Origin of the sequence: Mesorhizobium sp. M0478 (genome assembly GCF_040321305.1) — a bacterium.
Lineage (GTDB): Bacteria > Pseudomonadota > Alphaproteobacteria > Rhizobiales > Rhizobiaceae > Mesorhizobium.
On record NZ_JAMYRH010000003.1, the window covers coordinates 412,689 to 425,437 of the forward strand.

Genomic DNA, 12,749 nt, shown 5'->3' on the forward strand with positions numbered 1-12,749 from the left:
GCGTCCGATCATGCTCGGTAGAACTCCCGGTACCATTCGACAAAGCGCGGAACCCCTATTTCGATCGGGATTTTGGGCTTGAAGCCGGTCGCCTCCTCGAGCGAGCTGACATTGGCGAAAGTTGCCGGAACGTCGCCTGGCTGAAGTGGCCTGAGGTTGCGGTTTGCCTTGCGTCCCAGCGCGTCTTCGAGCACCTCGATCAATCGGTTCAGTTGAACGGGCGAATTGCCGCCGATGTTGTGAATCCTGAACGGGGCGTTGCTGGTCGCTGGGTCTGGCGCGACACTTTTCCACTCAGGATTGGGTGTCGCGGGTTGCTGCATGACGCGGATAATACCTTCGACAATGTCGTCGATATAGGTGAAATCCCGCTGCATGTTGCCATAGTTGAAGACCTCGATCGGCTCGCCGGCGAGGATAGCCTTGGCGAAGATGAACAGCGCCATGTCCGGCCGCCCCCACGGACCATAGACGGTGAAAAAACGCAGCCCGGTGGTCGGCAGTCCAAACAGATGGCTGTATGTGTGCGCCATCAGCTCGTTCGCCTTCTTGCTTGCGGCGTAAAGGCTGAGCGGATGGTCCGCCGGATCGTGCACGGAAAACGGCATGCGGGTGCTGCCGCCATAAATCGAACTCGACGATGCATAGACCAGATGGCCGACGGACGCCTGCCGGCATCCTTCCAGGATGTTGACAAAGCCGCTGAGGTTGCTTTCCACATAGGCGTGCGGATTGCTGATCGAATAGCGTACGCCGGCTTGCGCCGCGAGATTGACGACAACCTCCGGCGCGGCCGAAAGGAAGAGCTCCGAAATACGGTCCCGCTCCGTGAGATCGGCATGCTCGAAACAAAAATTCGAAAACGCTTTCAGCCGCTCGAGACGAGCCTGCTTCAGGCTGACGTCATAATACTCGTTCATGGAGTCGAGGCCGATAACCTGGCCTCCTTCGGCAAGCAGCCTCAGGCAAAGATGAAACCCTATGAACCCGGCTGCGCCGGTGATCAGTATCGGCCTGCTTGATGTCACTGCATATCCTAGCGTTAATTTCAGGCGAGCTTTACAAGCTCCAGTATTTTATGTTGTCGGGAACTTCATTGGGCTTGATGGCCGACTTGACATCGAACAGTGTCCCCCCCGGCCTGATCATTTGAAAAAGACGCGCTCTTTCGTTGGTGAGATATTGCCTGTGAGGCACCGCCAGAACAAGCGCCTGCAAATCGTTTATCTCATCGAGCGGCAGGATTGTTTCGCCGTGATCACGCCGAGCGGTTTCGACATCGGCAAGGGGATCATGGACTTTGGGGACAATTCCGAACTGCCTTAGTTCCTTGACCATGTCGAAAACGCGGCTGTTGCGCAAATCCGGCACGTCCTCCTTGAATGTCAGCCCGAGAATGCCGACAGAAGCCCCTTTGACGGGCGTGTCAGAACCAATCAGCCGTTTGACAACCTGCTGGGCGACGAAGGCCCCCATGCCGTCATTGATGCGACGTCCGGCGAGGATGATCTGCGGATGGTAACCTTCGGCCTCGGCCTTGGCGGTCAAATAATATGGATCGACGCTGATGCAGTGGCCGCCGACGAACCCCGGTTTGAAGGGAAGGAAGTTCCATTTCGTCGACGCAGCATCAAGAACATCCTGCGTCCGGATATCGAGCCGCTCGAAGATCATTGCCAGTTCGTTCATCAGCGCGATGTTCAGATCGCGCTGGGTGTTCTCGATAACCTTCGCTGCCTCGGCCACCTTGATCGACGGGGCGCGGTAGACGCCGGCATCGATGATACGGCCATAAACGTTCGCGACGCGCTCCAGCGTCTCGTTATTCTCGCCGGAGACGACTTTGACGATCTTTTGCAGCGAGTGTTCCCGATCGCCGGGGTTGGCGCGTTCGGGCGAATAGCCGAGGGCAAAGTCGCGGGGATGTCGCAGGCCGGAAACCTGCTCGATGATCGGCCCACAGAAATCTTCGGTCACACCTGGATAGACTGTCGACTCAAAAACGACGACGGCGCCTTTGCTCACCGCCTCGCCGACGAGTTCGGACGCCAGTTTCAAAGAAGCTAGATCGGGAGCGCGATTTGCGTCGATAGGGGTTGGCACGGCGACGATGAAGAAAGTAGCGCCTTTCAACATCTCCCGGTCGGTGGTCAGCCCTATCGAGGTCTCCTTGAGCGCCGTTGCGTCAACTTCCCCCGTACGATCGACGCCGCCACGCAATTCCCCGATCCGACGCTCGCTGATGTCAAAAGCTATGGTGCCGGGGAAAACCTTCCCAAAGGCAATGGCTACCGGCAGGCCGACATAACCCAGGCCGATAACTGCAATGCGTTCGGACATCCGTGGGGTTCCTCGAGCCACCTGTTGAGCCGACGTGCTTGTATGGCAGGCTGTTGGCCAATTCAACGATGCTCTATCGCGAAGAGGAATGTCTCACGAAAAATGGTCGTTGCCATTTTCATGTTGCCATCCGCCGATGCCATCGATGTTGTGGATAAAATCCAGCAGGACCGGGTTTCGAGCCACTCTCTGCTGCGGATTGGGGTGAACCGTCAGGTTCTGCCGGCCATCTACGCAGCGGCGGCCCTGACGATAGGGCTGATATTCTCTGCTGCCAATCCATAGGCCACTATCGGCCTCAATCGTGCCTTCTGATCAAACCAAATGCCGGGATCGGAATTCGCATCGGCACCGAGCGGATCTGCGAAATTTCAGTTTGGTCCTTGTGCATTGGCTGCGGACACGTCGTATCCTGCGTGTGGCGACCGATATCTGGTCGATCAGCATTTGCCTGGGAGCAGAAATTGGCCAGACTCTATGACAGCCGCAGACGCATTCTCGTTACCGGGGGCGCAGGGTTTATCGGCTCGCATCTTATTGACCGCCTGTTGGAACGAGGCGACGAAATCTTGTGTGTCGACAACCTTTTCACCGGATCAAAGCGCAATATCGACCATTTGGCCAAGCATCCCCGCTTCGAATTCATGCGCCATGACGTGACCTTTCCGCTCTACGTCGAAGTCGATGAGATTTACAACCTGGCGTGTCCGGCCTCGCCTGTTCACTACCAGTACGACCCGGTTCAGACGATCAAGACCGCCGTGCACGGCGCCATCAATGTTCTTGGATTGGCAAAGCGGCTGAAATGCAAAGTCTTTCAGGCCTCCACCAGCGAGGTCTATGGTGACGCGTCTGTGCATCCGCAGCCGGAGAGTTACTGGGGCAATGTAAACCCGATCGGGCCGCGCTCATGCTACGATGAAGGCAAACGCTGCGCCGAAACGCTGTTCTTCGACTATCACCGACAACATGGCTTGTGGGTCAAGGTCGCGCGGATTTTCAATACGTTCGGGCCGCGCATGCACCCGGCAGACGGCAGGGTTGTCTCAAATTTCATCGTGCAAGCGCTTCGTGGTGAACCGATAACCATTTTCGGCGACGGCTCACAGACAAGGTCGTTTTGCTACGTCGACGACCTGGTGAGCGGCATGCTGCGCCTCATGGATACGGGGCCGGAGGTGACCGGTCCAGTAAACATCGGCAATCCAAGGGAAGTAACGATCAGGCGCTTGGCCGAACTGACGACGCAGATGACCGGATCAGGTTCGGATATAATTTACCGCGATCTTCCGCAAGACGATCCGCGGCACCGCCAGCCCGATATCACCCTTGCCAAAAGGCTTGTCGGCTGGGAGCCGACGGTGACTTTGGAAGCCGGGCTGCAACAGACGATCGACTATTTCAAAGCCCTGCTGCCGAAGGTTTCCACAAACTCGCCTTGACCCGGCACCGCAGTGCAACCGTCAAGTCTGACCGATCACCGTCGTGGTAGCGACGCCTTTTGCAGTCGACTCCGGTAGGCTTGAAGTTTTTTGAATTCTAATTATTTTAAGCTTGAAATTATTTGAAGAACCATGGCGCTTCATCCGTCCGAGCCGGGACACCGGCATTTGGCGGAGAGCAGAAGGAGGAGGAAGATTTGCCGTCGTTCCGGGATAAAACTCCATGAACACAGCACGATTTTCCGAGAGTGTCACAGGCAAGATCGTCGATGGCGTTCTCGTCGTCACGATCGAAAATCCGCCGGTCAACGCGCTGTCCTTCCATGTCAGGGCCGGACTGATGGCTGCGCTTGGGCGTGCGGCGTCGGATGAAGTGTCTGCCGTGGTGCTGACCGCCATTGGGCGCACCTTCATCGGTGGCGCCGATATCAAGGAATTCGGCAAGCCCGCTGTCTCGCCCACACTGCCTGACGTGATCGAAGCGATCGAGAGCTTCGCCAAACCGATCGTGGCGGCAGCAGGCGGCGCGGCGCTCGGCGGCGGCTGCGAGATTGCGCTGGCCTGCCACTACCGGGTGGCCAGCAAGGCGGCCAGCTTCAGCCTGCCCGAGGTCAAGCTCGGGTTAGTGCCTGGGGCCGGCGGAACCCAACGCCTGCCCCGCCTCATCGGCACGGTCGCCGCAATTGACCTGATCGGCACGGGTCGGCCCGCAAATGCCGACGAAGCGCTCGCTCTCGGTCTGATCGATACCATTGCCGACGATCTTCCCGAAGGCGCGCTCGACGTCGCCCGCCATCTCGTCGGCCAACCGCTGCGGCCCACGGGCGCGCTTTCCGTCCCGCGCTCGCAACCTGAGGCCGACGCGGCAGCCGCAAAGAAGGTGCTTTCCCGCAGCCGTGGACAGATCGCGCCTGCAGAAGCCGTGAGACTGGTCCGGGCTGCGTCCACGGCCAAACTTGAGGACGGTCTTGCGGACGAACGCGCGACCTTCCTGCGCCTCCGGGATTCTCGCGAAGCGGCAGCGTTGCGCCACGTCTTCTTTGCCGAGAGGCAAGCCAGCAAAGTCGACAGGCTGGAGGGTGTCACGCCTCGCAAGGTCGAGACCGTCGGTATCGTCGGAACCGGCCTGATGGGTGCAGGCATCGCGGTCTCGGCCTTGAATGCCGGCTATGGCGTAATCGGCGTCGAGCAGACGGACGACGCCGCGGCAAAAGGATACGCGCGTATCGCCGGCCTTCTCGACAAGTCAGTCCAATCCGGCCGTCTCACCGATCATGCGCGCAGGGAGGCGCTGAGCCGGTTTGAAGCGGCCAGCGAAGCCGACAGGCTGGCGCAGGCCGATCTGGTCATCGAGGCGGTGTTCGACGATCTCGCGGTAAAAACCGACCTCTTCCGGACGCTTGATCGCATCGTCCGCCCGGACGCCATCCTTGCGACCAACACCAGCTACCTCAACCCCAACGAGATCGCCTCGGCAACCGCCAGGCCCGAGCGGATCGTCGGCCTGCATTTTTTCTCGCCGGCCAACGTCATGCGGCTCACCGAAGTGGTGGATTGCGCGGCGACGGCGCCCGACGTGCTCGCCTCGGCTATCGCCTTCGTCAGAAAGCTCGGCAAGCTGCCTGTCGTGTGCGGCGTTACCGAGGGTTTCATCGGCAACCGCATCTATTCCGCCTACCGCCGCGAGGCGGAGTTCATGGTGGAGGATGGCGCAGCACCCGATGAGGTGGATGCCGCGCTGGAGGCCTGGGGCTTCCCGATGGGGATCTTCGCGGTCAACGATATGGCTGGGCTGGAGATAGCCTGGGCGCGGCGCAAGCGACAGGCGGCGATGCGCGATCCGCAAGCACGTTATGTCGAAATCGCCGACCGGCTGTGCGAGGCCGGCCGCTTCGGCCGCAAGACCGGGCGCGGCTGGTACGATTATTCGGACGGCGAACGCAGGAGCGACCCGCAAGTAACGGCGCTGATCGAGGCCGTGCGAGCGGCCAACGGCATCGTGCCGCGCCGCTTTTCGTCCGATGAGATCGTCACGCGCTTACTGGCGGCAATGGCCGAAGAGGGCAAGGCATTACTCGCCGAAGGCATCGCGGCGCGTGCCTCCGACATCGATCTGGTGATGATCAACGGCTATGGCTTCCCGGCCCACAAGGGCGGGCCGATGTTCCGCGCCGGAGAGGTTTAAGGACCAGCTACGACAGCCTTGCGATGACGGCGCGCAGTGCCTCGCCGAAACGCCTGACCTCGTCGACCGTGTTGTAATGGACCAGCGAGGCGCGGATGGCGCCGCTGTCCATCGACAGGTTGAGACGCTTCATCAGCCGGGGCGCATACATATGGCCGTCGCGGATGCCGATCTGCATGTCAGCCATTTCCTCGACGATCCGCTGCGGCGACAGCTTGCCGATGTTGAAGCAGAATGTCGGCACGCGTTCGTTGATGCGGGCTTCCTCGGCGACGCCGTAGATCGTGGCATTGCATCCCTTGAGCACGGCGAGCATCTCGCGCGCCAGGAGCATTTCATAGTCGCGGATGGCGCCCATGCCGGCAACGATGTTGTCGCGCCGCGAGCGGTTGTTGGAGGGCGCCAGATTGCGGCCGATCAGTTCCAGGTACTGCACCGCGGCATCCATGCCTGAGACGTTCTCGTAGATGAAGGTGCCGGCCTCGACCTTGTAAGGCGGCTCGTCGGGGATGAAATCCTCGCGGAAGGTCGGCAGCCGCTTCAGCGTTTCGAAGCGGCCCCACAGAAAGCCCATATGCGGCGAGAAATTCTTGTAGCCGGAGCAGACGAGATAATCGCAGTCCCAGGCCTGCACGTCGATCAGCCCGTGCGGTCCGTAATGCACGCAGTCAAGGAACACTTCGGCGCCGGCCGCATGCGCGATCGCGGCCACGGAAGCGACATCAACGATCGAACCGATCGAGTGCGCCGTCACCGTGCAGGCGACGAGACGGGTGCGCTCAGAAACCAGCGGCTTGAGGTCGTCGACATGCAGGTTGCCGTCCTCGCGCATGCGCCACCACTTGAACTTGGCTCCGGCGGATTCCAGCGCCAGCCACGTCGCGATGTTGGCGTCGTGGTCCATATCGGTGATGACGATCTCGTCGCGCTCTGTGTCCTTGGCCAGCATCTGGCCGATGCCGAGGCTGACCAAGCGGATGAATGAGGTGGCGTTCATGCCGAAGCAGATTTCCGACGGACTGTAGGCGTTGATCAGCAAGGCCACGCTCTCGCGCGCATTGGCGACCGATTGGTCGACCGCGACGCTGCGGCCGTAACGTCCGCCGCGCTGCACATTGTGCGAGACCAGGTGGTTGGTCACCGCATCGAGCACGCTCTGCGGGATCTGCGCGCCGGCGGCGTTGTCCATGAAGATGAAATCACCGGCGCGCTGCAAGGCCGGAAACATGGCGCGGATGGTGTCGACCGGAAAGCCGCCGGCGGCTTGGGAATTGCTCAACTGTATCTCCTGCGAATGGCTTGGGAAGCGGGACGGTTGATGAGGTCAGCGCGTCTTCTCGGTCTTGAAGCGGTCTTCGAGCAGGCTGACGAGGCGGACCATGGGCCAGAGGAAGATGAGATAGACCAAAGCGGCGCCGATCAGCGGCGAGGGATTGGCATAGAGCGATTGCGCGTTGGTCGCTTCCTTCAACAGTTCAGGCAGCGCAACGGTGGAAGCGAGCGACGTGTCCTTGAACATCGAAACGCAATTGCTGGTCATCGGCGGGATGACCACGCGGATCGCCTGCGGCAGCACCACCTTGCGCAAGGTCAAAAGGAAAGGCAGGCCGAGCGCCTGTGCTGCCTCGAATTGGCCTTTCGGAATGCTCTCAATGCCGGAGCGGAACACTTCTGCTGAATAGGCCGACATGATGATGGCGAACGCCGTCACGGCGGAGGCCCAGGACGACAGACGGATGCCGAGGAAGGGCAGCGCATAGTAGATCAGGATCAGCACCACCAGCACCGGCAGGGCCCGGAAGATGTCGGTGTAGCCGACCGCCAGCCAGCGCAGCGGCTTCGGCGCATAGAGCCGCAACAGGCTGATCCCCAGGCCGATGGGAATGCCGATGCCGATACTCAAAATGCCGAGCAGCAGCGTGTTCAGGAAGCCACGCAACAGCGCCGGCAGGCTGGACATGATCACGTCAGGATTGAAGAAGGTGTCGATCAGCGACATGGGAGCGTTCCCGAACCCCAGAGCAAAGGATGCTCAAGTTAAAACCAATCGACCTTGCCTCCGATGAGGCTATCCGTGTGGCAGCAGGCGCCGGAGCGTGAAATGAATCGTGCCGGCCTGGGAGCCGGCACGATTTAAGTGCATTGCCGGTCAGGCCTTGGGCAGCGGCCTTTCCTTGACCGTCGAGGAATCGGCTGGCGCGTCGCTGCCGAACCACTTCTTGTGGATCGCGGCCAGCGTTCCGTCCTTCTTCATCGCGGTCAGCGCGTCGTTCAGCTTGCCGAGCAGCGGATGGTCCTTGCTCATCATCAGGCCGTACTGTTCGCCGGTCTTGATGCGCTGCTTGACCTTCAGGTCCTTCATCTTGGTGAAGGAGTATTCCATGCCCGGAATATCGCTGACGGCGGCGTCCACGCGGCCCGCGCTGAGGTCGAGCAGAAGATTCTGCTGCGTGTCATAGCCCTTCACGTCGCTGTAGCCGTCAGCCTCCTGATGCGCCTTGACCCAGGTCTCGCCGGTCGAGCCTGAAAGCACGCCGACGATCTTGCCCTTGAGGTCGGCCTCGGTGTTAACAGCGCTATCGGTCTTCGTCGCAATGCCCATGTCGGAGTCATAATAGGGCTGGGTGAAGGACAGCGTTTTCAGTCGCTCCGGCGTGATGGTGATCGAGGAGATCGCGACATCGATGCGGTTGGAACTGACAGCCGCGAACAGCGCCTGGAAGCCGAGGTCGGCAATGTCGGTGGTCATGCCGGCACGCTTGGCCGCTTCGTTGACGATGTCGACTTCAAAGCCCTCGAAAGTGCCGCTCTCGTTCTTGTATTCGAAGGGCGGATTGGTCGGGTAGGCGCCGACATTGAGCACATCGGCGGCAAAGGCGGTGGCCGGGCCGGCAGCGATGCCGATCGTGGCGGCGAGAAGAAGCAGGTTGCGACGAGTGAAGCTCATTTTGTGTTCCCTCTGGTTGTGATCGGGCGGGTTTGCTCCCGCACGGTTTGTTGCCGTCCCACCTCCCAGCGGGGCGTCAATTCATGGCGGCGACCATGCGCTCGAGCGCGGTCGCCATCTGGTCGCGTTCACGGCACACGCACATCCGCAGGAAGGCCGCTGCCGAATTTCCAAAGAGGTGGCCGGGAGCCAGCCCGACGCGCGCCGTCTCCAGTATCCTGGCGCAGGCCTGCCGGGCGTCGCTTTCGCCGTCCATGGCAAAGAAGGCATACATGCCTCCGCGCGGTTTCGTCGGCAGGATGATGCCGGGAATCTGGGCCAGCCTGTCATAGGCAAGGTCGAGGCCGGTTTTGATCCGCTGCCTGATCTCCTCGACCAGCGGCTCGCCTTGGCGGATGGCGGCGACAGCGCCTGCCTGGATAGGCGCGGCGGTGCCGCTGTTGATGTACTGCGTCATGGCGCCAAGCTGGTCGGCCACCCCCGACGGATGCGTCAGCCAGCCGATGCGCCAGCCGGTCATCGCCCACGCCTTCGAAAAACTGTTGACCGACAGCACCCGGTCGCCATCCTCGGCGATCTGCAGGATGGAAGGAGCAACATTGCCGTCGAAATAGAGCCGGCCATAGACCTCGTCGGAGATGATCCAGATGCCGGTGCGCCGGCTGAAGTCGAGCAGCGCCTGCATCTCCTCGCGCGACGCGGTCCAGCCGGTCGGGTTGGACGGCGTCGACAGGAAGATCGCGCGTGTGCGCGCATCGCAAGTGGCGAACAGCCGGTCGAGATCGAGATGCCAGTCGCCCTTGAAGTCGAGCGAAAACGGCCTTGGCTCGCCGCCGATCAGATGGATGGCGTTGTGGATGTTGGGCCATTGCGGCGCGACATAGACGACGTTGCTGCCGGTATCGACCAGCAGTTCCAGCGCCAGGTACAGCGCCTGCATGCCGCCGGGCGTGACCGTGGTGCGCGCAATCGGGATCGTCCGGCCGTGAATGCGCGTTTGGTATTCCGACAGCGCCTCGTTCAGTAGGGGGTGCCCACGCATGTTAGGGACGTAGAACGTCTGGCCTTCATCGAAGGCGGCCTTCGCCGCGTCGCGGATGAAAGCGGGCGTCACCATGTCGCCTTCGCCGTACCAGAGCGCGATCACGTCGCCCAGTTCTCGGGCGCGCACGGCAAGGTTGGCAATGTTTTCGGTGTGCAGGTCACGGATCTGGGCACGTACGCCGTCGAAAGCATAACGCGCGCTGGACGATGACTGGGGCAGTATGAACGACAAGGACTGAAACCCCTCCCACCCGGAGCACCGCGACGGACTGCCCGGCAAGCCCCACCGGCACGACAGTCGCCATCGAGTTTGGATGCTATCCAATGTGCGGCGCTTTTCAAGGAAAAAGTTTTAAGCTTAAAAAGTTTTTGCCTGATCCCGCCCCGTCTCACCCCAGTTCGGCGCGCGCAGCGGTGCAGTTGGCCGCAGCGCCGGCGCCAAGAAACATGGTGTCGCTGGCCAGCACGAAGAAGCTCGCGCCGATAGCGGCCCACTGGCTGATCGTCTGTGGGCTGGCGCAATATAAGCCCGATGTCCTGCCGTGCGCGACGGTCGCGCGGATGATCCTTGTGATTGCCTCATTGAGCTTGTCCACGCCTTTCGGCCCGATCGCATCGATCGACACGGAGAGATCGCCGGGGCCGACGAAGACCACATCGATGCCGTCTATGGCCGCGATCGCCTCGATGTTGGCCAGCCCCTCCGATGTCTCGACCTGGACCGCGACGACGATCCTGTCGTTGGCCGCGGCTAGATATTCGGGGATGCGATAGCCATAGCCGGCCGCCCGGCCAGGCCCGACGCCCCGCTCGCCCAGCGGCGGATAGCGCGAGGCTTTCACCGCCGCCTCGGCCTGAGCAGCGGTCGAGACGCGCGGCACGAGCACGCCTTGTGCGCCGCTGTCGAGCGCCGCCTGGATAGCTTCCGGCGCATGACCGGGAACACGCACCATGGCCGGCACGCGATGCACGTCGGCCGCCCGCACCATGGTTTCGATCGTGTCCCGCGCGATCTGAGCATGTTCCCAGTCGATGCAGAGGAAGTCGAGGCCGGCGAGCGCCATCACTTCGACGGCGACGGGATGGGGAATAGCGGCGAAGGAGCCGACGAGATTGGTCTTGCCGATGCACTTCTGACGGAACGCGCTCATATCCATCCCCTTTTCCCCTCCAAATTCATATCCGCAATCGGCGGCGAGGCGAAGCTATTTCAGGCTTGAAATATTTTTGCGCGGGCCTAGCGTGTCGGTCTCCCGCCACGAGTTCCCATGATGATCAAAACGCATCCCCTGCACGGCTCGAACAAACTGAAGCTCGGCGTCTTTTCGACCAATGCCGATGGCGGTCTGGCCATCACCGATGTGCCGGAACGCTGGACGGCAAGCTGGCAGGACAATCTGACGGCGGCGCAGATCGCCGACCGCGCCGGGCTGGAATTTATGCTTCCGATCGCGCGCTGGCGTGGCTTTGGCGGCCGCAACAAGGTGCGCGAATGGTCGTTCGAGACCTTCACCTGGGCAGCAGCTCTGGCGGTGGCCACCGAGCAGATCGGCCTGTTCATGACCGTGCATGTGCCGCTGGTGCATCCGCTCTATGCCGCCAAGGCGCTGGCAACTGTCGACCATATCAGCCAGGGCCGCGCCGGCTTGAACATCGTCTGCGGCTGGAACCCGAAGGAATTCGGCATGTTCGGCACGCCTTTGGTCGAGAAGGGCTACGACCAGGCCGCCGAATGGATCGAAATCCTGGAAAAGCTCTACGCCTCGGACCAGCCTCTGGACTATGAAGGCACCTACTATCGCCTCAAGGAGGCGGTGAGCCGGCCGGCGAGCCTGCAGGTTCCACGCCCGGTGACCATGAACGCTGCTTTCGGTGGCCCGGGCCGGGATTTCGCCGCCGCCCGATGCGATTATCTGTTCACGACCTTTTCGGAAATGAGCGATGCCGGCAAGCATGTCGCCGACATCAGCGAGCGGGCCGACAAGGTTGGCCGCAACGTCGGCGTCTACACGGTGGCGCATGTCGTCTGCCGTCCAACCATGGAAGAGGCGCAGGCCTACTACACGCGCTATGCCGTCGATCTGGTCGACCACGATGCGGTCGATGCTCATATGGCAGGCAAGAAGGAGTTCTCGCAGTCGCATGACCCGCATGCCTATGACCGCTACCGGCAGCGTTTCGCCGGCGGCGCCGGCACCTACCCGCTGGTTGGAACGCCGGAAACGATTGCCGCCGAGATGGCGGCAATAGCCGGGCATGGCTACCAGGGCATCGCGCTATCCTTCGTCAACTACACCAGGGAACTGCCCTATTTCTGCGACCATGTGCTGCCGCTGCTCAGGCAGGCGGGGCTGCGCGGCTGATCAATCCGGGAATAACGAATTCGTTAATCCGGAATGACGGCGGTTGCCTGAATTTCGATCTTGGCGCGATCTTCCACCAGCGCCACCACCTGCATGGCGGCCATGGCCGGAAAATGCCGGCCGATCACCTCGCGATAGGCCTCGCCTATACCCTTGAGATTGCCGAGATATTCGGCCTTGTCGGTGAAATACCAGGTCATCGCGGTGATGTGCCGTGGCTCCGCGCCGGCCTCCGCCAGCACGGCGACGATGTTCTGCAGCGTCTGCCGCACCTGGCCGGCGAAATCGTCGGTCTCGAACTGGCACTGCCCGTTCCAGCCGACCTGTCCGCCGACGAAGACGAGCCTGCCGCGCGCGGCAATGCCGTTGGCGTAGCCGACCGGTTTCGCCCAGCCCTCCGGCTGCAGGATCTCGTGCATTTTTCAAGC

Annotated in this window: 12 protein-coding genes; 4 read left to right on the forward strand and 8 right to left on the reverse strand. The window is 61.5% G+C overall.

Annotated features, from left to right (window positions below; genetic code table 11):
- Positions 1–8: 8 nt before the first annotated feature.
- Together NKI64_RS09845 and NKI64_RS09850 are read right to left on the reverse strand one after the other, a co-directional pair.
- Entirely contained in the window at positions 9–1,028 is a 1,020-nt protein-coding gene (locus NKI64_RS09845; protein WP_023667818.1) for an NAD-dependent epimerase, read from the reverse strand.
- Between the two features lie 31 nt (positions 1,029–1,059).
- On the reverse strand, positions 1,060–2,340 hold the full coding sequence (locus tag NKI64_RS09850) for a nucleotide sugar dehydrogenase (RefSeq protein ID WP_023686926.1): 1,281 nt from the start codon (positions 2,338–2,340) through the stop codon (positions 1,060–1,062).
- A 102-nt stretch (positions 2,341–2,442) separates the two neighbouring features.
- Here NKI64_RS09850 and NKI64_RS09855 point away from each other — a divergent pair, with 102 nt between their 5' ends.
- The 3 genes from NKI64_RS09855 (at position 2,443) to NKI64_RS09865 (ending at position 5,967) form a co-directional block, all read left to right on the forward strand.
- Positions 2,443–2,625 carry a hypothetical protein gene (locus tag NKI64_RS09855; protein WP_352667767.1) on the forward strand — a complete coding sequence of 61 codons (183 nt, stop codon included), beginning with the start codon at positions 2,443–2,445 and terminating at the stop codon, positions 2,623–2,625.
- 179 nt (positions 2,626–2,804) lie between these two features.
- A complete protein-coding gene (locus NKI64_RS09860) occupies positions 2,805–3,782 on the forward strand; it encodes a UDP-glucuronic acid decarboxylase family protein (RefSeq protein WP_023667815.1) in 978 nt (325 codons plus the stop codon).
- 223 nt (positions 3,783–4,005) lie between these two features.
- A complete protein-coding gene (locus NKI64_RS09865; RefSeq protein ID WP_023667814.1) occupies positions 4,006–5,967 on the forward strand; it encodes a 3-hydroxyacyl-CoA dehydrogenase NAD-binding domain-containing protein in 1,962 nt (653 codons plus the stop codon).
- Between the two features lie 7 nt (positions 5,968–5,974).
- Here NKI64_RS09865 and NKI64_RS09870 read toward each other — a convergent pair whose 3' ends face one another.
- The 5 genes from NKI64_RS09870 to NKI64_RS09890 form a co-directional block, all read right to left on the reverse strand.
- Complete coding sequence (locus NKI64_RS09870; RefSeq protein WP_023692283.1) at positions 5,975–7,246, reverse strand: cysteine desulfurase-like protein; 1,272 nt, start codon at positions 7,244–7,246, stop codon at positions 5,975–5,977.
- Positions 7,247–7,291: 45 nt separating this feature from the next.
- Positions 7,292–7,966: an amino acid ABC transporter permease gene (locus NKI64_RS09875; protein ID WP_023667812.1), complete on the reverse strand. Its 675-nt coding sequence runs from the start codon at positions 7,964–7,966 to the stop codon at positions 7,292–7,294.
- A 150-nt stretch (positions 7,967–8,116) separates the two neighbouring features.
- Positions 8,117–8,914 (reverse strand): ABC transporter substrate-binding protein, encoded by a 798-nt coding sequence (locus NKI64_RS09880; protein WP_023692284.1) that lies wholly within the window; start codon positions 8,912–8,914, stop codon positions 8,117–8,119.
- 76 nt (positions 8,915–8,990) lie between these two features.
- Complete coding sequence (locus NKI64_RS09885; RefSeq protein WP_023692285.1) at positions 8,991–10,190, reverse strand: pyridoxal phosphate-dependent aminotransferase; 1,200 nt, start codon at positions 10,188–10,190, stop codon at positions 8,991–8,993.
- Positions 10,191–10,347: 157 nt separating this feature from the next.
- Positions 10,348–11,109, reverse strand: coding sequence for an HpcH/HpaI aldolase family protein (locus tag NKI64_RS09890; RefSeq protein WP_023692286.1), 762 nt, complete (start codon positions 11,107–11,109; stop codon positions 10,348–10,350).
- A 120-nt stretch (positions 11,110–11,229) separates the two neighbouring features.
- Here NKI64_RS09890 and NKI64_RS09895 point away from each other — a divergent pair, with 120 nt between their 5' ends.
- Positions 11,230–12,321: an LLM class flavin-dependent oxidoreductase gene (locus NKI64_RS09895; RefSeq protein WP_352581186.1), complete on the forward strand. Its 1,092-nt coding sequence runs from the start codon at positions 11,230–11,232 to the stop codon at positions 12,319–12,321.
- Between the two features lie 23 nt (positions 12,322–12,344).
- Here NKI64_RS09895 and NKI64_RS09900 read toward each other — a convergent pair whose 3' ends face one another.
- Entirely contained in the window at positions 12,345–12,740 is a 396-nt protein-coding gene (locus NKI64_RS09900) for a RidA family protein (protein WP_023667806.1), read from the reverse strand.
- Positions 12,741–12,749 lie beyond the last annotated feature (9 nt).

What these genes read in the sequence shown, in the direction of transcription:
- NKI64_RS09900 (WP_023667806.1), bottom strand. Translation starts at nt 12,740, where the DNA reads ATGCACGAGATCCTGCAGCCGGAGGGCTGGGCGAAACCGGTCGGCTAC.
- NKI64_RS09880 (WP_023692284.1), bottom strand. Translation starts at nt 8,914, where the DNA reads ATGAGCTTCACTCGTCGCAACCTGCTTCTTCTCGCCGCCACGATCGGC.
- NKI64_RS09855 (WP_352667767.1), top strand. Translation starts at nt 2,443, where the DNA reads ATGGTCGTTGCCATTTTCATGTTGCCATCCGCCGATGCCATCGATGTT.
- NKI64_RS09890 (WP_023692286.1), bottom strand. Translation starts at nt 11,109, where the DNA reads ATGAGCGCGTTCCGTCAGAAGTGCATCGGCAAGACCAATCTCGTCGGC.
- NKI64_RS09850 (WP_023686926.1), bottom strand. Translation starts at nt 2,340, where the DNA reads ATGTCCGAACGCATTGCAGTTATCGGCCTGGGTTATGTCGGCCTGCCG.
- NKI64_RS09865 (WP_023667814.1), top strand. Translation starts at nt 4,006, where the DNA reads ATGAACACAGCACGATTTTCCGAGAGTGTCACAGGCAAGATCGTCGAT.
- NKI64_RS09895 (WP_352581186.1), top strand. Translation starts at nt 11,230, where the DNA reads ATGATCAAAACGCATCCCCTGCACGGCTCGAACAAACTGAAGCTCGGC.
- NKI64_RS09875 (WP_023667812.1), bottom strand. Translation starts at nt 7,966, where the DNA reads ATGTCGCTGATCGACACCTTCTTCAATCCTGACGTGATCATGTCCAGC.